The organism is Microbispora sp. GKU 823 (genome assembly GCF_002027145.1).
Lineage (GTDB): Bacteria > Actinomycetota > Actinomycetes > Streptosporangiales > Streptosporangiaceae > Microbispora > Microbispora siamensis.
This window is the reverse complement of the sequence record NZ_MWJN01000090.1, coordinates 1-16,221: the sequence shown is the minus strand read 5'-3', so window position 1 is coordinate 16,221 and position 16,221 is coordinate 1. Positions and strand designations below refer to the sequence as shown.

Annotated in this window: 18 protein-coding genes and 1 pseudogene; 13 read left to right on the top strand and 6 right to left on the bottom strand. The window is 71.8% G+C overall.

The window, feature by feature from the left end; genetic code table 11:
* Positions 1–31: 31 nt before the first annotated feature.
* Both B1L11_RS33800 and B1L11_RS33795 read left to right on the top strand, forming a co-directional pair.
* On the top strand, positions 32–475 hold the full coding sequence (locus B1L11_RS33800; RefSeq protein ID WP_079319399.1) for a hypothetical protein: 444 nt from the start codon (positions 32–34) through the stop codon (positions 473–475).
* Positions 469–1,065 (top strand): DNA-3-methyladenine glycosylase I, encoded by a 597-nt coding sequence (locus B1L11_RS33795; RefSeq protein WP_079319398.1) that lies wholly within the window; start codon positions 469–471, stop codon positions 1,063–1,065. Before B1L11_RS33800 ends, B1L11_RS33795 begins: the two co-directional genes overlap by 7 nt.
* 125 nt (positions 1,066–1,190) lie before the next feature.
* Here B1L11_RS33795 and B1L11_RS33790 read toward each other — a convergent pair.
* Both B1L11_RS33790 and B1L11_RS33785 read right to left on the bottom strand, forming a co-directional pair.
* Positions 1,191–1,984 (bottom strand): annotated as a pseudogene (locus tag B1L11_RS33790) (enoyl-CoA hydratase-related protein).
* Positions 1,985–1,995: 11 nt separating this feature from the next.
* A complete protein-coding gene (locus tag B1L11_RS33785) occupies positions 1,996–2,820 on the bottom strand; it encodes a PaaX family transcriptional regulator C-terminal domain-containing protein (RefSeq protein WP_256863119.1) in 825 nt (274 codons plus the stop codon).
* A 126-nt stretch (positions 2,821–2,946) separates the two neighbouring features.
* On the opposite strand from B1L11_RS33785, the gene B1L11_RS33780 reads away from it, so the two are divergent.
* The 3 genes from B1L11_RS33780 to B1L11_RS33770 all read left to right on the top strand — a co-directional run bounded on the left by B1L11_RS33780 (position 2,947) and on the right by B1L11_RS33770 (position 5,143).
* Entirely contained in the window at positions 2,947–3,114 is a 168-nt protein-coding gene (locus B1L11_RS33780) for a DUF3117 domain-containing protein (RefSeq protein ID WP_076433904.1), read from the top strand.
* A gap of 77 nt (positions 3,115–3,191) precedes the next feature.
* Complete coding sequence (locus B1L11_RS33775; RefSeq protein ID WP_372974756.1) at positions 3,192–4,658, top strand: leucyl aminopeptidase; 1,467 nt, start codon at positions 3,192–3,194, stop codon at positions 4,656–4,658.
* Between the two features lie 86 nt (positions 4,659–4,744).
* Positions 4,745–5,143 carry a hypothetical protein gene (locus tag B1L11_RS33770; protein WP_079319396.1) on the top strand — a complete coding sequence of 133 codons (399 nt, stop codon included), beginning with the start codon at positions 4,745–4,747 and terminating at the stop codon, positions 5,141–5,143.
* A gap of 31 nt (positions 5,144–5,174) precedes the next feature.
* Here the strand turns inward: B1L11_RS33770 and B1L11_RS33765 are convergent, their stop codons facing one another.
* Positions 5,175–5,804 carry an O-methyltransferase gene (locus tag B1L11_RS33765; RefSeq protein WP_143737743.1) on the bottom strand — a complete coding sequence of 210 codons (630 nt, stop codon included), beginning with the start codon at positions 5,802–5,804 and terminating at the stop codon, positions 5,175–5,177.
* A 185-nt stretch (positions 5,805–5,989) separates the two neighbouring features.
* On the opposite strand from B1L11_RS33765, the gene sigE reads away from it, so the two are divergent.
* From sigE to B1L11_RS33745, 4 genes are all read left to right on the top strand, one after another.
* The gene (gene sigE, locus B1L11_RS33760; protein WP_079319394.1) at positions 5,990–6,598 is read left to right on the top strand and encodes an RNA polymerase sigma factor SigE; all 609 of its coding nucleotides are present in this window, start codon (positions 5,990–5,992) and stop codon (positions 6,596–6,598) included.
* A complete protein-coding gene (locus tag B1L11_RS33755; protein ID WP_079319393.1) occupies positions 6,595–7,158 on the top strand; it encodes an anti-sigma factor in 564 nt (187 codons plus the stop codon). Before sigE ends, B1L11_RS33755 begins: the two co-directional genes overlap by 4 nt.
* 106 nt (positions 7,159–7,264) lie before the next feature.
* A complete protein-coding gene (locus B1L11_RS33750; protein WP_143737742.1) occupies positions 7,265–8,554 on the top strand; it encodes a S1C family serine protease in 1,290 nt (429 codons plus the stop codon).
* A gap of 119 nt (positions 8,555–8,673) precedes the next feature.
* Positions 8,674–9,021, top strand: coding sequence for a sec-independent translocase (locus tag B1L11_RS33745; RefSeq protein ID WP_079319413.1), 348 nt, complete (start codon positions 8,674–8,676; stop codon positions 9,019–9,021).
* 18 nt (positions 9,022–9,039) lie between these two features.
* Here the strand turns inward: B1L11_RS33745 and B1L11_RS33740 are convergent, their stop codons facing one another.
* The 3 genes from B1L11_RS33740 to B1L11_RS33730 are packed head-to-tail and all read right to left on the bottom strand — an operon-like array spanning position 9,040 to position 11,893.
* Complete coding sequence (locus B1L11_RS33740; protein ID WP_179155449.1) at positions 9,040–10,179, bottom strand: Mrp/NBP35 family ATP-binding protein; 1,140 nt, start codon at positions 10,177–10,179, stop codon at positions 9,040–9,042.
* A 17-nt stretch (positions 10,180–10,196) separates the two neighbouring features.
* Positions 10,197–10,691, bottom strand: coding sequence for a DUF1003 domain-containing protein (locus tag B1L11_RS33735; protein WP_079319391.1), 495 nt, complete (start codon positions 10,689–10,691; stop codon positions 10,197–10,199).
* Entirely contained in the window at positions 10,688–11,893 is a 1,206-nt protein-coding gene (locus tag B1L11_RS33730; RefSeq protein ID WP_079319390.1) for a magnesium transporter MgtE N-terminal domain-containing protein, read from the bottom strand. Before B1L11_RS33730 ends, B1L11_RS33735 begins: the two co-directional genes overlap by 4 nt.
* Positions 11,894–11,978: 85 nt before the next feature.
* On the opposite strand from B1L11_RS33730, the gene B1L11_RS33725 reads away from it, so the two are divergent.
* The 4 genes from B1L11_RS33725 (at position 11,979) to B1L11_RS45910 (ending at position 16,163) form a co-directional block, all read left to right on the top strand.
* On the top strand, positions 11,979–13,307 hold the full coding sequence (locus B1L11_RS33725; protein ID WP_079319412.1) for a DMT family transporter: 1,329 nt from the start codon (positions 11,979–11,981) through the stop codon (positions 13,305–13,307).
* Positions 13,308–13,340: 33 nt separating this feature from the next.
* On the top strand, positions 13,341–14,279 hold the full coding sequence (locus tag B1L11_RS33720) for a CoA ester lyase (RefSeq protein WP_079319389.1): 939 nt from the start codon (positions 13,341–13,343) through the stop codon (positions 14,277–14,279).
* Between the two features lie 93 nt (positions 14,280–14,372).
* Positions 14,373–15,452, top strand: coding sequence for a CPBP family intramembrane glutamic endopeptidase (locus B1L11_RS33715; RefSeq protein WP_079319388.1), 1,080 nt, complete (start codon positions 14,373–14,375; stop codon positions 15,450–15,452).
* Positions 15,453–15,587: 135 nt separating this feature from the next.
* A complete protein-coding gene (locus tag B1L11_RS45910) occupies positions 15,588–16,163 on the top strand; it encodes a hypothetical protein (protein ID WP_143737741.1) in 576 nt (191 codons plus the stop codon).
* Positions 16,164–16,221: the final 58 nt, after the last annotated feature.

The following is a 16,221-nucleotide window of genomic DNA, read 5'->3' as shown; positions in this document are numbered from 1 at the left end:
GCACGCAAAAGAGTTGTGGCACGATTCGTATGTGCTGGTCGTACTCGTCATCGCCGGACTCGCCGTGATCGCCTGTGTGGTCATGGTCTCGCTGGGACACGGCGGCGAGATGGCGGAGTTCCCCCCTGACGCGCCGCCGCTCGACCTGCCCGCGGCCGGTCAGATGACTCCCGCCGACCTGATCGCGCTCCAACTGCCAATCGGGCTCGTGGGCTACAGCACGCAGGCGGTGGACGAGACGCTGCACCGCGTCTCGGTCGCGCTCGGGGAGCGCGACACCCGCATCGCGGTGCTTGAGCAGCGCGTGGCCGAGTTGTCGTACGCGCGGCCGCAGGCCCGCGAGGAGACGAAGCAGGCCGAAACGAAGCAGGCGGACGACGCCGGGAGCCGGGCCGAGCGTGAGCCGGAGGTGCCCTCGGCCACGGCCCGCGAGGGCTGGGACGGCGACCGCGCCGACGCGGAAGAGGCATGGTGACAGTGCACGACGACGGACTGGTCCGCTGCGGATGGGCGGGCACGTCGCCCGACTACGTCGCCTACCACGACGAGGAGTGGGGCCGTCCGGTCCGCGGGGACGACCTGGTCTTCGAGCGGATCACCCTGGAGGCGTTCCAGTCCGGCCTGTCGTGGCTGACGATCCTCCGCAAGCGCGACAACTTCCGCAAGGCGTTCGCCGGGTTCTCGATCCCTGCGGTGGCGGCCTTCGACGAGGGCGACGTGGAGCGCCTGCTCGCCGACGCGGGCATCGTGCGCAACCGCGCCAAGATCGAGGCGGCCGTCGCCAACGCCCGCGCCGCCCTGGAGGTGCCGGGCGGGCTGTCGACGCTGGTGTGGAAGTACGCCGAGGAGCCCGGCAGGGTCCCGGCCACCCTCGCCGACGTCCCGGCCCGCACCGCCGGTTCCACGGCGCTGGCCAAGGAGCTCAGGAAGCAGGGCTTCCGCTTTGTCGGCCCCACCACGGCGTACGCCCTGATGCAGGCCATCGGCCTGGTGAACGACCACGTCGCCGACTGCCACGTCCGCGAGGCCGTCACCGCCCAGGTCAGCGCCCTTCGCCGTGTTTGATGGCTTCGAGGCGCCTACCGGCCCTCGCTGTGTTTGATGGCTTCGAAGCGCCTACCGGCCTTCGCTGTGTTTGATGGCTTCGAAGCGCCTACCGGCCTTCGCTGTGTTTGATGGCTTCGAAGCGCCTACCGGCCTTCGAAGCGAGGCCTTTCTTTTTTGAGGAACGCCTTGGTCGCCGCCGCGTGGTCGGCGGTGGCCGCGCACTCGTCCTGAAGCTCCGCCTCTCGCTCCAGCGCCTCGGCGAGGGAGGACGACGCCGCGTGGTCCAGCGCCGCCTTGGTCGCGGCGTACGCCCTGGTGGGCCCCTGCGCGAGCCGTACGGCGAGGTCGCGGGCGGCGGACGCCAGCCGGTCGGCCGGGACCACCTGTCCGACCAGGCCGAGCTCCAGAGCCCTGGTCGCGTCCACGACGTCGCCGAGCAGCAGCATCTCCCGGGCGCGCGCGGGGCCGACGAGCCGCTGGAGGGTCCAGGACGCGCCGGAGTCGGGCGCGAGCCCGATCCCGGTGAACGCCATCGAGAACTTCGCGTTCTCGGCCGCCACCCGGAAGTCGCACGCGAACGCCAGCGAGGCCCCCGCCCCGGCGGCCACCCCGTTGACCGCGGCCACGACGGGCTTGCCCGTCGTGGCGACGGCCAGCACGACCGGGTTGTAGTGCTCGCGCACGGTGTTCGCCAGGCCGAGGCCCCGGTCGAGGTTGTCGGCGTGCTCGCGCAGGTCTGCCCGGCGCAGAAGGCCCGGCCCGCGCCGGTCAGGAGCACGGCCCGCACCGACGCGTCGTCTGCGGCCCGCCGCACGGCCGCGAGCAGGGCGGTCTTCATCGCGACGGTCAGCGAGTTCATCGCGTCGGGGCGGTTCAGCGTGATCGTGGCGACGGCTTCGTCGACGTCATACGTCACGGTCATCTCGGGCGGCTCCATTCAGGTCGTCATCAGCTCATGGTCAGATTGCGCTCGACGAACGCGGCGGCGGCGGGCAGCAGCCGGGCGGCCTCCTGCTCGAAGAAGGTGCGCGCCTTCTCACCCGGCCAGCCCGGCGGCAGCAGGTCGGCGGGCAGCCCGGGGTCGCGGAACAGGAAGTTGCGCCAGCCGTGCACCAGTCTGCTGCGGACCGCGAAGACCCGATCGTCCGGGGCGTCCTCCGGCAGCGAGCCCACCAGGTCCGCCGCGCTGGCCAGCCAATCCTCGTACGCGCTGCCGATGGCGTCCAGGTCCCACGCGCGCGCGAGCAGGTCGCGCGGGTCGCCCTCGTACGCGGCGTCGAACCGGTGGCCGGGGATCCGCAGCGCGTCGAGCTCCGGCGAGGGCCGCGGGCCGATCCAGGTCGTCTCCGACAGCGGGGCGTACCCGAGGAAGGCGAGGTCGGCGCGCAGCCGCTCGCGCCGCGCCCGGTCCCTGACCGGTTCGAGCACGAGGACGTGCCAGCGGCCGGCCCACGGTGTGTCGCCCCGCCGGTAGACGCGGGCCGCCGTCTCGTCGAGCCTGCGTTCGCATTTCGGCGTGACCGCGTACCCCGGTCCCTGCGGCAGCCGTACGGGGTCGAGCCAGCCCTGCCGGACCATGCGGGATATCGCGGTACGGACGGCCGGCGCCGCGATGTCGAGCGGCGCGAGCAGCCTCACGAGCGCGGCCACGGAGGCACGGCCGCCACGGGTGCGAAGGTGGTCCCCATAGAGATCGAAAAGCGCGGCTCGGGCGTTCACCCCACCCAGTGTGGGGTCACGTCCGGTCCGCCCACAACGCGTGTCCCGCCGCATTGATCCACTGACCGGATCCGGGCCGTTACCTTTTTGAGCTCGGAGGCGGGATAATAGAACATCACAGAAACGTGAATACGCCGGTTACCCTCCGGGGCGGCCGACAACGCGGGAAGGGATACACGCATGGCGGCGATGAAGCCGCGGACCGGTGACGGTCCGCTGGAGGTCACCAAGGAAGGACGGGGCATCGTCATGCGGGTCCCTCTCGAAGGTGGCGGCCGACTCGTCGTGGAGCTGTCCGCGGACGAGGCCAGCGCCCTCGGTGACGCGCTCAAGAAGGTGGTCGGCTGATCCGTCAGCCGACCTGTTCGATTAACGGCCCTGGCGGCGGGTGATCCCGCCCCGGGGCCGCCCTGTTGGAGGTGGACGTGCCCATCGAGACCACGCCGGTCCTCACCGGTCCTCACGGCGTCACCGGTCCTCACGGTGCCGGGCCCGCGCCGGACGCCGACCTGGTGGCCGTGCCTTTCGGCCCTGGACCGGTCGTCGCCGCGGCGCCCTGGCTGGAGTCCCCCGTGCCGGTGGACGCGCTGCTGGCGCACCACGAGGCCAAGGGAGAGCCGGGCGAGGTCGTGGAGGTGCCCACCGCCAGGGACGGCGGCGTGCGGCGCGTGCTGCTGTACGGCACCGGCGACGGCTCGGCCGCCGCGCTGCGCAAGGCCGGAGCGGCCGTCGCGAGGCGCGCGAAGGGCAGGGCGTCGCTGTCGGTCGTCGTCCCGTCCGAGGGGGATGCGGCCGCCCTGGTCGAGGGCGCGTTGCTCGCGGCGTACACGTTCACCATCGGCAACGGCCGCACGAAGCCGGTCGGGGAGATCGTCTTCGTCGGCGGGGACGAGCGGGACCTGAAGCGCGGCGAGGCGGTCGCGCGTGCCACCGCGCTCGCCCGCGACCTGGTCAACACCCCGTCCTCGGTGAAGACGCCCGCCTGGCTCGCCGAGCAGGCGAAGGCCGTCGCCGCCGAGTCCGGGCTCGGCGTACGCGTGTGGGAGGGGCCCGAGCTCGGCGAGTTCGGCGGCATCCGGGCGGTCGGGCAGGGATCGGTCAGCCCGCCGCGCCTGGTCCAGCTCTCCTACACGCCGGAGAACCCGCGCGCCCACGTGGTGCTCGCCGGCAAGGGCATCACGTTCGACACCGGCGGCCTGTCCCTGAAGCCCACCGAGGGCATGAAGGCGATGAAGACCGACATGGCGGGCGGCGCCGCCGTCATCGCCGCGATGAGCGCGCTGGCGGCCTTCGAGGCGCCGGTGCGGGTCACCGGCCTCGTGGCGTGCGCGGAGAACTCCATCTCAGGCTCCGCGCAGCGGCCCGGAGACGTCATCACCCAGTACGGCGGGCGCACGGTCGAGGTGCTGAACACCGACGCCGAGGGCCGTCTCGTGCTGGCCGACGCCCTGGCGTACGCGGACGCCGAACTGGACCCGGACATCGTGATCGACGTCGCCACGCTGACCGGCGCGGCCAAGGTCGCGCTCGGCGTGAACCTGGGCGCGCTCTACGCCACCGACGAGACGCTGGCCGCGGACCTGATCGCCGCCGGGGAGGCCGGCGGGGAGCGGCTGTGGCGGATGCCGCTCGTGGAGGACTACCGCGCGATGCTCGACTCCGACGTGGCCGACCTGGCCAACGTCGACAGGACGATGTCGGGCGCGGCGGGGTCCATCGCCGCCGCCCTGTTCCTGCGGGAGTTCACCGGCGGGCGGCCCTGGGCCCACCTGGACATCGCGGGGCCCGCGCGGTCCACCTCCGACGAGGGCGAGATCACCAAGGGCGGCACCGGTTTCGGCGTCCGCCTGCTCCTCCGCTACCTCACCACCGTTTCCGTGAACGGCGCCTGACCGCCGCTGCGAACTTTCCGGCGACTTCCGCTCTCCAACCCCCTGGAAGAAACAGCGGAAGTCGCACAAAACGGAAAGGAACCGCGATGAAGAAGCTGCTGCTCGCCACGGCCGTCGCCGGTCTGGCCTTCGCCACCGCCACCGTCGGCACCGCCGCCTCCGCGTCCGCCTCGCCGCTCGCGACGGCGCGGATCGGCGACGGCCACGGCAACGCCCTGGCGGAGGCCACGCTGACCGATCGCAACACGGTCATCATCTGCGACCGCAGCACCGACCACCGCTACGCGATGGTCAAGATCCGCTACAAGGGTCACACCTACCGCTACATGAACTTCTACAAGGACGTCGACTGCGTCGAGCAGAAGACGCGGAAGATGAACAGCGGAAAGATCGAGTTCTGGGCCTGCGTGAGCAAGCCGTACAAGCTGCGGTTCGCCCGCTGCGGGGCGAAGCAGACCCTGCTGCGGGCGTACAAGATGACGTGAGCGCTCCAGTGGAGCGCTCGGCGGGCTCCGGTCAGACGAGCTTGACGGCGGCCAGCAGCCCGGAGCCGAGCGGCAGCATCAGCGGGCGCAGCCGCTCGTCGTTCCTGACGAGCTTGCCCAGCTCCCGGATCGCGACCGTGTCGGGGTCGCGTTGGGTGGGGTCGGCCACCTGGTCGTCACAGAAGGCGTCGCCGAAGACGACGACCCCACCTCGGCGCAGGAGCCGCACCGACTCGGTGAGGTAGTCGATGTACTCCTGCTTGGCCGCGTCGCAGAAGACCATGTCGTAACCGCCGTCGGCGAGGCGGGGGAGGACGTCGAGCGCGCGGCCGCCGATCAGGCGGATGCGGCTGCCGGAGAACCCCGCCTCCGCGAACGTCTGGCGCGCCATGCGCTGGTGCTCGGGCTCCACGTCCACGCTCGTGAGCGTCCCGTCCGGGCGCATGCCGCGCAGCAGCCACAGGCCGGAGACCCCGCATCCGGTGCCGACCTCCACCACCGAGCGCGCGTTCGCCACGGTGGCGAGGAAGCAGAGCGCCGCTCCGCACCCGGGCAGGATCGGGCGCGCCCCGACCTCGATGCCACGCCGGCGCGCGGTCCGCAGGATCTCGTCCTCCGGGACGAACTCCTCCGCGTACTCCAGGCTGGCCGGTGTCGCCATCGGCCTCTCCCTCCCCTGCTTCATCTTGGACGCAGCCTAGGGGAGTCGGACCGGAACGGGAACTCACGCCACAACGGGGACGTTGCACGCTTTGAACGGTCTTTGTTCGAGACCGCTCAGCCCGCGGTGCGCAGGAAGGGGCGAAACCAGGCACTATGGCTGTAGCGACGATCCTGCAGAGAGGAATGCCGGTGGACGAGCACGACCACCAGGCGGAGACTTCGGTGTCCGACTGGACGCCTCCCACCTGGGAGGAGGTCGTCCGAACTCATTCCGCTCGGGTCTACCGGCTGGCCTATCGGCTGACGGGCAACGTCCACGACGCCGAGGACCTCACGCAGGAGGTCTTCGTCCGGGTCTTCCGGTCCCTGTCGAGCTACACCCCGGGCACGTTCGAGGGGTGGCTGCACCGGATCACGACGAACCTCTTCCTCGACATGGCGCGGCGCAGGCAGCGCATCCGCTTCGAGGGGCTGGCGGACGACGCCGCCGAGCGGCTGCACGGCCGCGAGCCGTCCCCGGCGCAGGCGTACGACGACGCGCACCTGGAGCCCGACATCCAGGCCGCGCTCGACGCCCTGGCGCCGGAGTTCCGGGCGGCCGTGGTGCTGTGCGACATCGAGGGACTGTCCTACGAGGAGATCGCCGCGACGCTCGGCGTGAAACTCGGCACGGTGCGCAGCCGCATTCACCGCGGCCGCGCCCAACTGCGGGAGGCACTCGACCACCGGGCGCCCTCCGCGAACCGGAACGGCGATCAAACCCCCCCTTCAATCAGCAGGGAGGGACTGTGAGTCATCTTGGCGAGCGCGTCTCCGCGCTCATCGACGGCGAACTCAGTCACAACGAGCGGGAGCGCGCGCTCGCGCACCTGACGTTCTGCGCGGACTGCCGTGCGGAAGTCGACGCGATGCGGGCGCTGAAGACCCGCCTGCGGTCCATGGATCCGCCCGCCATGCCGGCGGACCTCACGATGTCGCTGCTCCGCATGGCGGAGCCGGGAGGGCCGTTGCCGCCGCGTATGCGGCCCTTTCCCGACCACCCGGCCTTCGGAGCCGGGCGGCTACCCGGCATGCACGCCGCAGGGCCCATGGACAACCGGCCCCGGGGCCGGGACGAGGGACGATCAGGGCCTGGACGGCCCGGAAGGGCCCGACGGGCGGGATACGTCGCCGTGGGAATGGCCGGCGCCGCAGTCGCCCTCGGCACCATGCTCATGGCCGGGGGATCCACGGCCACCCCGAACCCGACGCCCGGCCAGATGTTCGTACAGCATCCCGCCCAGAACAGGGCGCCCGTGGTGAGCGTGTCACCCACCCCGTCACCCAGCGTAACCAGGGGACTTTCGCGCTGATACGAGGAATCGGCATACGATCGGACACCGTAGCCGTCGTGTGCCGCTTTCCTCGTTACCGCGGCTGCCCAGCGGATGACGCCGTGTGCGAGGAGTGACTGCCGCGATGACCGACAACACGCGTCCGTTCGGCGCGTCGGACCGGCCCGAGTTCCTTCCCGCGGGGGAGGGGCCGCAGGACTCTCCGGGCGGCCCTCCGCCTTCCACCGGCCCGTACGGCATGGGCCCCGGCTGGGCCCCGCCGCCGCTGTACCCCGTCGCGCCGCAGCGGGAGCCGCGCGGCCCCAACATCGCGCTGTACGCCGCCCTGGCCGTGGTCATCGCGCTCGTGGCGGGCGGGGTGGCGAGCTGGGGCACGTTCCTGCTGACGCGTCCGTCCTCCGGCATCGACCCCGGATACGCGCTGAGCACGCCGTCGAAACAGCCCACGGCCCGGCCGCCGGAGTCGGTGGCCGGGGTGGCCGCCAAGGTCCTGCCCAGCGTGGTCTCGCTGGAGGTCAAGGGCAACAGCGAGTCGGGCACCGGGTCGGGCTTCGTCATCAAGGGCGGCTACATCGTCACGAACAACCACGTCGTGGCCGTCGCGGGACAGGCCGGGGAGATCCGCATCCGCTACAACGACCGCACCTCCTCGGGGGCGCGCGTCGTCGGCCGCGACCCCAACTCCGACATCGCGGTCGTGAAGCCCGACGGGGCCGTCAAGGCGCCGGAGCTGCCCCTCGGCAACTCCGACGGCGTGGTCGTCGGCGACCCGGTCATCGCGGTCGGCTCGCCCCTCGGCCTGAGCGGCACGGTCACCACCGGCATCGTCAGCTCGCTCAACCGGCCCGTCGAGGCGGGCGGCAGCACCGGGTCCGACTACGCGCTCATCAACGCGATCCAGACGGACGCCGCCATCAACCCCGGCAACTCGGGCGGCCCCCTGGTCAACGCCGCGGGCCAGGTGATCGGGGTGAACTCGGCGATCGCCACCGTCGGCGGCTCCCTGCTGGGCCAGCAGTCCGGCAGCATCGGCCTCGGCTTCGCGATCCCGGTGAACCAGGTGCGCCGGATCGCCCAGGAGCTCATCACCACCGGAACGGCCCGCACCTCCAGGATCGGCATCACGATCGACCAGAGCTACCAGGGCCAGGGGGTGCGGATCGCGACGCAGACGGAGGGCGGCGCCGTGCCGGTCACGCCGGGAGGTCCGGCCGCGAAGGCGGGCCTGCACGCGGGGGACGTCATCCTGGAGGTCGACGGCCAGCCCGTGAGCGACAGCCGGGAACTGATCGTCACCATCCGCAGCAAGGCCCCAGGCGACCAGGTGCGGATCAAGTTCCGGCACGACGGCGAGGTGCGGACGGCGACGGTCACGGTCGGCGCGGCCCCCGCCCCCAGCGCGCGGCCCTCATGAACAGGCCTTCATGAACAGGCCTTCTTGAAGCCGGGCCCATGAAGCAGGGCGTCCCCTGTCCACAGCTCGGTGCGCGGGCATTAGTCTGATTTCAGTCGCACGTGCAGGAGGAGATCGCCATGTTCGGACTCGGCTGGGGGGAGGCCCTGGCGCTGGTGGTGATCGCCCTACTCGTCTTCGGACCGGAGAAGCTGCCTCAGGCCGCCTCGCAGGCGGGCCGTACGCTGCGGCAGCTCCGGCAGATGGCCAACAACGCGAAGGCCGACCTGCAGGCCAACATGGGGCCCGAGTTCGCCAACTTCGACCCGGCCGACCTCAACCCCAAGAACTTCGTGCGCAAGCACCTGCTCGACGACCTCGAGAACGACTGGAACGGCACCTCGGCGACGACGACGGCCGAGCCGGTCGCCCCCACGCCGGAACTGGGCGTGGGGGAGATCCCGCCGTACGACAACGAGGCGACCTGATCCGGCCCCCGGTCCCAGCTAGTGCTTGACCGGGGAGATGTCGAGCTTCAGGCCCTTGAGACTGGTCGACTTCTTGCCGAGCCCGGCCGCGATCCGGCGCAGCTCCGCGGCCGCCGGGGCGTCGGGGTCGGTCAGCACGAGCGGCTTGCCCTCGTCGCCGCCCTCACGCAGCCGCATGTCGATCGGCACCTGGCCGAGCACCGGCACGCGCGCGCCCAGCGTGCGGGTCAGCGCGTCGGCCACGGTCTGGCCGCCGCCCTCGCCGAACACCGAGATGCGCTCGTCGCAGTGCGGGCAGGGCAGCCACGCCATGTTCTCGATGACGCCCGCGATCTGCTGGTGGGTCTGGGCGGCGATCGACCCGGCGCGCTCGGCCACCTCGGCGGCGGCCTGCTGCGGGGTCGTCACGACCAGGATCTCGGCCGTGGGCAGGCGCTGGGCGACCGAGATCGCGATGTCGCCGGTGCCCGGGGGCAGGTCCATCAGCAGGACGTCGAGGTCGCCCCAGTAGACGTCGGTGAGGAACTGGTACAGCGCGCGGTCGAGCATCGGGCCGCGCCAGACCACCGGAGTGTTGCCCTCGGGCTTGAACATGCCGACCGAGATGACCTTGATGTCATGCGCCACCGGCGGCATGATCATGTCCTCGACCTTGGTGGGCCGCTCGCTCACGCCGAGCATGCGCGGCACCGAGTGGCCGTAGATGTCGGCGTCGACGACGCCCACCTTCAGGCCCTGGGAGGCCATCGCCGCGGCGAGGTTCACCGTGACCGACGACTTGCCGACGCCGCCCTTGCCGCTCGCGACCGCGAACACGCGGGTCAGCGAGCCGGGCTTGGCGAAGGGGATCTCCTTCTCCGGCCCGCGGTCGCCGCGCAGCTTCGTCTGCAGTTCCTTGCGCTGTTCGGCGCTCATGACGTCCATGTCCACGTGGACGCGGGACACGCCGTCGATCCGGGACACGGCCCCGGTGACGTCGCGGGTGATGGTGTCCTTCAGGGGGCAGCCGGCGACGGTCAGGTACACGCCAACGCGCACCACCCCGTCGGGGGAGATGTCGACGTTCTTGACCATGCCGAGCTCGGTGATCGGCCGGCGGATCTCCGGGTCGTTCACCGTCGCCAGCGCGGCCATGACCAGTTCAGGGGATGGTGCCATGAATCCATGCTATGGACTCAGCGGGCATCCTCCGAACCCGCCCCACGCGATCTAGGCGGATCCGCGGTCAGCTCGTCCTGCAGACGCTGGAGCTCCGAGCGGATGTAGTCGCGTGTGGCCACCTCGCCGAGCGCCATGCGCAGGCCGGCGATCTCCCGGGTGAGGTACTCGATCTCGGCCTGGTTGCGCTCGGCCGTCACCCTGTCCTGCTCGTACTGGATGCGGTCGCGGTCGGCCTGCCGGTTCTGCGCCAGCAGGATCAGCGGCGCGGCGTACGACGCCTGGAGCGAGAGCATCAGGGTCAGGAAGATGAACGGATAGGGGTCGAACTTGTACGGCGCGAACACGTTCCACAGCAGCCACACCCCGACGAACACGGTCATGTAGACGATGAACCGCGCCGTGCCGAGGAACCGGGCGAACCGCTCCGAGAACTCGCCGAACGCCTCGGGGTCGTAGTAGAGCCGCAGGCGGTAGGTCAGTTCGCGCGGCTGGTCGAGGCGTTCTGTCATGGGCGTTCCCGCCAGTCCTCCGGCAGCATGTGGTCGAGCACGTCGTCGACGGTCACCGCGCCGAGCAGGCGGCTCAGCTCGTCCACGACGGGGACCGCGACCAGGTTGTACGTCGCGAGGTAGGCCGCCACCTCGTGCACCGTGAGCTCGGGCCTGATCGGGTCCACGGTGATGTCTATCACGCTGCCGAGCAGCGTCGACGGCGGCTCCCTGAGCAGTCGCTGGAAGTGCGCCACCCCCAGGAAGCGCCCCGTCGGCGTCTCGGTCGGCGGGCGGGTCACGTACACCTGGGCGGCGATGGCGGGGGGCCGCTCCTCCTGACGGATGTGCGCCAGGGCCTCGGCCACGGTGGAGGTCGGCGGGAGGACGACCGGCTCGGTCGTCATCATGCCGCCGGCGGTGAACTCGCCGTAGGTGAGCAGCCGCCGGACCGGCGCGGCCTCCTCCGGCACCATGAGCCGCAGCAGCCCCTCGGCCTGCTCGGCGGGCAGCTCCTGCAGCAGGTCGGCGGCGTCGTCGGGGCTCATCTCCTCCAGCACGTCGGCGGCACGCTCCCGGTGCAGCCGGCTCAGCACGAGCACCTGGTCGCGCTCGGGCAGCTCCTCCAGCACGTCGGCGAGCCGGTCGTCGTCCAGGGCGGCGGCGACCTCGGCCATCCGCTTGGTGGGCAGCTCGTGCAGCATGTTCGCCAGGTCGGCCGGGCGCAGCGCCTCGAAGACGGCGAGCAGGTTGGCCGCGCCCTGGTCCTTCTGGATCCCCGCGAAGCCGGTGACCTCGTCCCAGTCGACGATCAGGGTCTCGCCCCTGCGCCGCGTCCCGCGGCGTACCGCGACCTTCGTGATGAGCCAGTCGGACGGCCGCGGCTGCTCCATGGCGAGGTCCTGTACGGTCACCCGCTCGCCCTTGTACTCGACGGTGCGGTCGAGCATCTCCCCGATGGCCAGGGTCTCGGCGTCCCGGCACTCGAACCTGCGCATGTTGAGCTTGCCGGTGAAGATGAGGGCGCGGGCCTCGATGCTGGTGATCCTGGTGATCGGCAGGAAGACCCGGCGGCGTGGCTGGACCTCGACGACGAAGCCGTGGACCCGGGGGAGCAGCGGTCCCCGCAGCGAGACGACGACGTCCCGGATCCGGCCGATCTGGTCGCCGGCCGGGTCGAAGACCGCCAGCCCCGCCAGGCGGGCCACGAAGATCCGATCCACTCTGTCAGGTTACGCAAGGATGCGGACCGCTCCGGGTTATGACAGGATCAAAGCCGTTTATTGGTAATTACATGGGCAGGTGACGATGAGGGCTGTCAGCCTGGCGATCGCGGGCGTCTCGGCCTTCTGCTTCGGGTTCTCCGGACCGATGGCGAAGCTCCTCGGGATGGCGGGGCTCACGCCGCTGGAGGCCGTATGGGTCCGCATGGCGGGGGCAGGGGTGCTCCTGCTGGCGGTCCTGGCCGTCGTCAGGCCGCGCGCGCTGCGCATCCCCCGCGACCGCCTGCTGTTCTTCGCGGCGTACGCCGTGATCGCCGTGGCGGCCGTGCAGGGCCTGTTCTTCGTGGCCATCACCCGGCTGCCGGTCGGCGTGGCGCTGCTGCTGGAGTACACCTCGCCGGTGCTGGTGGTCCTGTGGGTGCGGTTCGTCCGGCGGCTGCGGCTGCCGCGCTCGGCCTACCTGGGGGCGCTCATCGCGGTCGTGGGGCTGGCGATCGTCGTGCAGGTCTGGGAGGGCCTGCGCCTCGACGCGCTCGGGCTGCTGCTCGGTCTGGTGGCCGCCGCCTGCTGTGCCGGATATTTCCTGATGAGCGACTCGTTCGGCGACGACGTGGACACGCTGGGCCTGATCGGCTGGGGCATGCTCGGCTCGGCGGTGGTCCTGCTGCCCGTCTCCCGGCCCTGGAACATCGACTGGCCGGCGTTCACCCGCGCCGTCGAGGTCTCCGGTCACACGGTCCCCGTCGCCGCGGTCGCCCTGGTGCTGGTCGTGGTGGCCACGGTCGTCGCCTACACGACCGGGGTCACGGCCGTGCGGCGGCTGTCGGCCGCCGTCGGGGCGACGGTCGCCTCGGTGGAGGTCATCGCGGGGGCGGTGATCGCCTGGGTGCTGCTCGGCGAGCGCCTGGGGGCCGCCCAGATCACCGGAGGCGTGATCGTGCTCGCCGGGGCCCTGCTGGCCCAGACCGCGACCGTTCGGCTCGGCTCCGAGCGCCAGGCCGCCGACGCGCCGAGACCGTACGCGTCTGACGGGGTCAGGCCCTGGGGACGAGCCGTACGACGGTGGACCCCTCGGCCCAGCGAGCGGTCAGACCGGCGGCGTCGCGGGCGTTCAGGCGCTCCTTGGCCAGCGCGGCCACGGCCTCGGGGGCGGCCGCCTGGTCCACCACCTCGGCGACGGCGGGGAAACGGACGAGCTCGGCGCCGTTGTCCTTGCTGCGCAGCACGACCTCGATCTCGCCCCGCCCGGCCGCGACCTCGGCCAGCCCGGGCAGGGACTGCTCCCCTCCGCCGGTCACCACGTAGACCGCGCCGTCGTGCCACACGTGCCAGGCCAGCCGGACCCCGGACGGCAGGCCGAGCCACAGCACGTTGGACTTCTTCGCGCCCTCTTCGATCACCGCCGGCCTCATGAGTAAGAGCTTATTCACCGCGCTACGGTGTGCCCATGCGCGCTCGACGTTCGTGCCTGGCGGTGCCCGGCAGCAACCCTCGTTTCCTGGAGAAGGCCCAGGGTCTCGCCGCCGACGAGGTCTTCCTCGACCTGGAGGACTCCGTCGCCCCCGGTGCCAAGGACGAGGCGCGCCGCAACGTCGTCGCCGCGCTCAGGGAGGGCGACTGGACGGGGAAGACGGTCGTCGTCCGGGTCAACGACCTCACCACCCGCTGGACCTACCGGGACGTCATCGAGGTGGTCGAAGGTGCCGGCGACCGGCTCGACTGCCTCATGCTGCCGAAGGTCGCGGACGCCTCCCACGTGGCCTGGCTCGACACCCTCCTCGGCCAGATCGAGCGGGCCACCGGCCTGCCCGAGGGCGGCATCGGCATCGAGGCGCAGATCGAGGACGCCAGGGGCCTCGTCAACGCGGACGACATCGCCGCCTCCTCGCCCCGGCTGGAGACGCTGGTCTTCGGACCGGCCGACTTCATGGCCTCGATCGGCATGCGGACGCTCGTCGTGGGCGAGCAGCCCCCCGGGTACGGCGAGGGGGACGCCTACCACTACATCCTGATGCGCATCCTGATGGCCGCCCGCGCGCACGGCCTCCAGGCGATCGACGGGCCATACCTGCAGATCCGCGACCTGGACGGCTTCCGCCGGGTGGCGATGCGGTCGGCCGCCCTGGGGTTCGACGGCAAGTGGGTGCTCCACCCGTCGCAGGTGGATGCGGCCAACGAGGTGTTCTCGCCGTCCCAGGAGGACTACGACCACGCCGAGCTCATCCTCGACGCGTACGAGTACTACACGACGGTCGAGAAGCGGGGCGCGGTCATGCTGGGGGACGAGATGATCGACGAGGCGTCGCGGAAGATGGCCCTGGTGGTGGCGGCCAAGGGCCGAGCCGCCGGCCTTCCCCGGTCCGGCTCCTTCACCCCGCCCAGCTGATCGCCCGCGGTACGCGAAGAATGGACACATGAACGAACCACAGCCGGATCCGCCCGGGCACCGGGCCCGGATCAGGCCGCCGGCCCGAACCAGATGCCCGGTCCCTACCTGGCGCCCGGGCCGTACGCGGGCGGGACCGCCTGGCCGGCCGGTCCGCCGCAGCCGCTGCCACCGCCGCCGCCGCACCCCGCGGCCCAGCCGCAGTGGTCATATCCGGGGCCGTATCCGGGGCCGTACGCACAGCCGTATGCGTGGGGGCCGCCCCCGCGTACCCGCTGGGACGTCCCGCCCCCGCCCGGCACCCGTTACGACCGCCTGGCCCGTACGCCGTTGCACCGCTGGTGGCGGCCGATCCTCGGCACGGCGGCGATCATCGTGGCCTTCCTGGCGCTCTCGATCGCCGTCGGCCTGGTGGCCTTCGTGGTCTCGCTGGTCACCGGCGTGCCCATGGTGCGGACGGGGACCCGGCTGTTCGCCGATCCCGTCCTCGACCTCGGGTTCCAGCTGGGGGTCATCGCGCTGCTGCTGCCGCTGGTGCTCGGCGCGGCCTGGCTGTTCCAGCGAAGACCGCCGGGGTCGCTGTCGTCGGTGGCCCTGCGGCTGCGGTGGCGGTGGCTGGGGGCCTGCCTGCTGGTCGCGCTGGTGTCGGTCGTGCTCGGCCAGGCGGTCGAGGCGGGGACGCTGATGTCCGCCGGGGTGGATCCCGGATTCCGCTGGGCGGGCTGGGAGCAGTTCCTCCCGGCCGTCATCGTGATCCTGCTGCTGGTGCCGTTCCAGTCGGCGGCGGAGGAGTACGCCTATCGCGGGTGGATCATCCAGGGGTTCGGGGCGTACCTGCGCAATCCGTGGCCGGCGATCCTGGTGGGCGCGGCGGCCTTCGCCGCCTCGCACGGCTACACGGGCTGGGGGATCGCCTACGTCTTCGCGTTCGGCATGCTCATGGGGTGGCTGGCGGTCCGCACCGGCGGACTGGAGGCGCCGATCGCCCTGCACGCGACCAACAACATCGTGGCGTTCGGAGTCGTCGCGGCCTCGGGGGACATGGGGAGCGCGATGGAACAGGGCGAGGTGCCCTGGGAGGCGCTGATCGGATCGGCCGTCCAGTTCGCGGTTTTCGGCATCGGCGTGCTGATAATCGCCCGAAAGTGGGCAATTCAGACCCTCTCCCGATAAATCTCACTAGAGAGGTATGGCCCCCACGCTTTTCCCGTGTTGCTCTGGATCCGTGATGGGGTATCACTGTGATCGCTTTGCCGTACCACAGGTGGAACGGTCCGGATTGACCTCTCCGGGGAGGAGGTACTGAGCGTGGCCTCGGGCCCCCACGAGCGCGACCGTCGACGCGACGGCGAACCCTCCTCCGTGCCCCCGCCGGAGCTGCACCACCGGCCGCCCGGCCCGTCTCCGTGGGCGATGCCTCCGTTCGCCGCCCCGATTCCCGACGACGCAGCTCCCGATGACGCGGTGCCGGACGACACGGGCGAGCCGGGAGACGACGAGGACACCCGGCCCTATCGCAAGATCGCCGACCCGGACTCACCCGACCCGGACTTACCCGGCGGCATCTGGGCCCCGCGCCCCGGAACGGACGCAGGCGACGGGCCGGAGCGGGCAGCACCGCGCGACCGCGGGCCCAGGACCGGCCGCAGGCCGTACGCGGCGCCGTACGGGACGGGGCCGCACGGGACGGGCGAACCGCGCCACAGCCGCTCCGGCGGCCGGAGTCCCGAGGACCCCGGCGAGCCCGGCGACCGCGGCGCGACCGGCCGCCCGGCCCCGCGGACGCCCCGGCGACCTGGCATGGCGAGGGTGCCAGGTCGTCGGGGGAGTTCACCGCACAGGAGTCACCCGGGCAGGAGGAGGGCCGGCGTCGCCGGATCGTGAACCGGCCGGACAAGCTGGTCGCCTCGGCCCGCCGCGGCGGCGGCGTGCCCAGATCCCC

Coding starts and splice junctions, on each gene's coding strand:
- B1L11_RS33795 (WP_079319398.1), top strand. CDS start 469: ATGGTGACAGTGCACGACGACGGACTGGTCCGCTGCGGATGGGCGGGC.
- B1L11_RS33785 (WP_256863119.1), bottom strand. CDS start 2,820: ATGCGGCGGGACACGCGTTGTGGGCGGACCGGACGTGACCCCACACTG.
- B1L11_RS33780 (WP_076433904.1), top strand. CDS start 2,947: ATGGCGGCGATGAAGCCGCGGACCGGTGACGGTCCGCTGGAGGTCACC.
- B1L11_RS33770 (WP_079319396.1), top strand. CDS start 4,745: ATGAAGAAGCTGCTGCTCGCCACGGCCGTCGCCGGTCTGGCCTTCGCC.
- B1L11_RS33765 (WP_143737743.1), bottom strand. CDS start 5,804: ATGGCGACACCGGCCAGCCTGGAGTACGCGGAGGAGTTCGTCCCGGAG.
- sigE (WP_079319394.1), top strand. CDS start 5,990: ATGCCGGTGGACGAGCACGACCACCAGGCGGAGACTTCGGTGTCCGAC.
- B1L11_RS33750 (WP_143737742.1), top strand. CDS start 7,265: ATGACCGACAACACGCGTCCGTTCGGCGCGTCGGACCGGCCCGAGTTC.
- B1L11_RS33745 (WP_079319413.1), top strand. CDS start 8,674: ATGTTCGGACTCGGCTGGGGGGAGGCCCTGGCGCTGGTGGTGATCGCC.
- B1L11_RS33740 (WP_179155449.1), bottom strand. CDS start 10,179: ATGGCACCATCCCCTGAACTGGTCATGGCCGCGCTGGCGACGGTGAAC.
- B1L11_RS33735 (WP_079319391.1), bottom strand. CDS start 10,691: ATGACAGAACGCCTCGACCAGCCGCGCGAACTGACCTACCGCCTGCGG.
- B1L11_RS33725 (WP_079319412.1), top strand. CDS start 11,979: ATGAGGGCTGTCAGCCTGGCGATCGCGGGCGTCTCGGCCTTCTGCTTC.
- B1L11_RS33720 (WP_079319389.1), top strand. CDS start 13,341: ATGCGCGCTCGACGTTCGTGCCTGGCGGTGCCCGGCAGCAACCCTCGT.
- B1L11_RS33715 (WP_079319388.1), top strand. CDS start 14,373: ATGCCCGGTCCCTACCTGGCGCCCGGGCCGTACGCGGGCGGGACCGCC.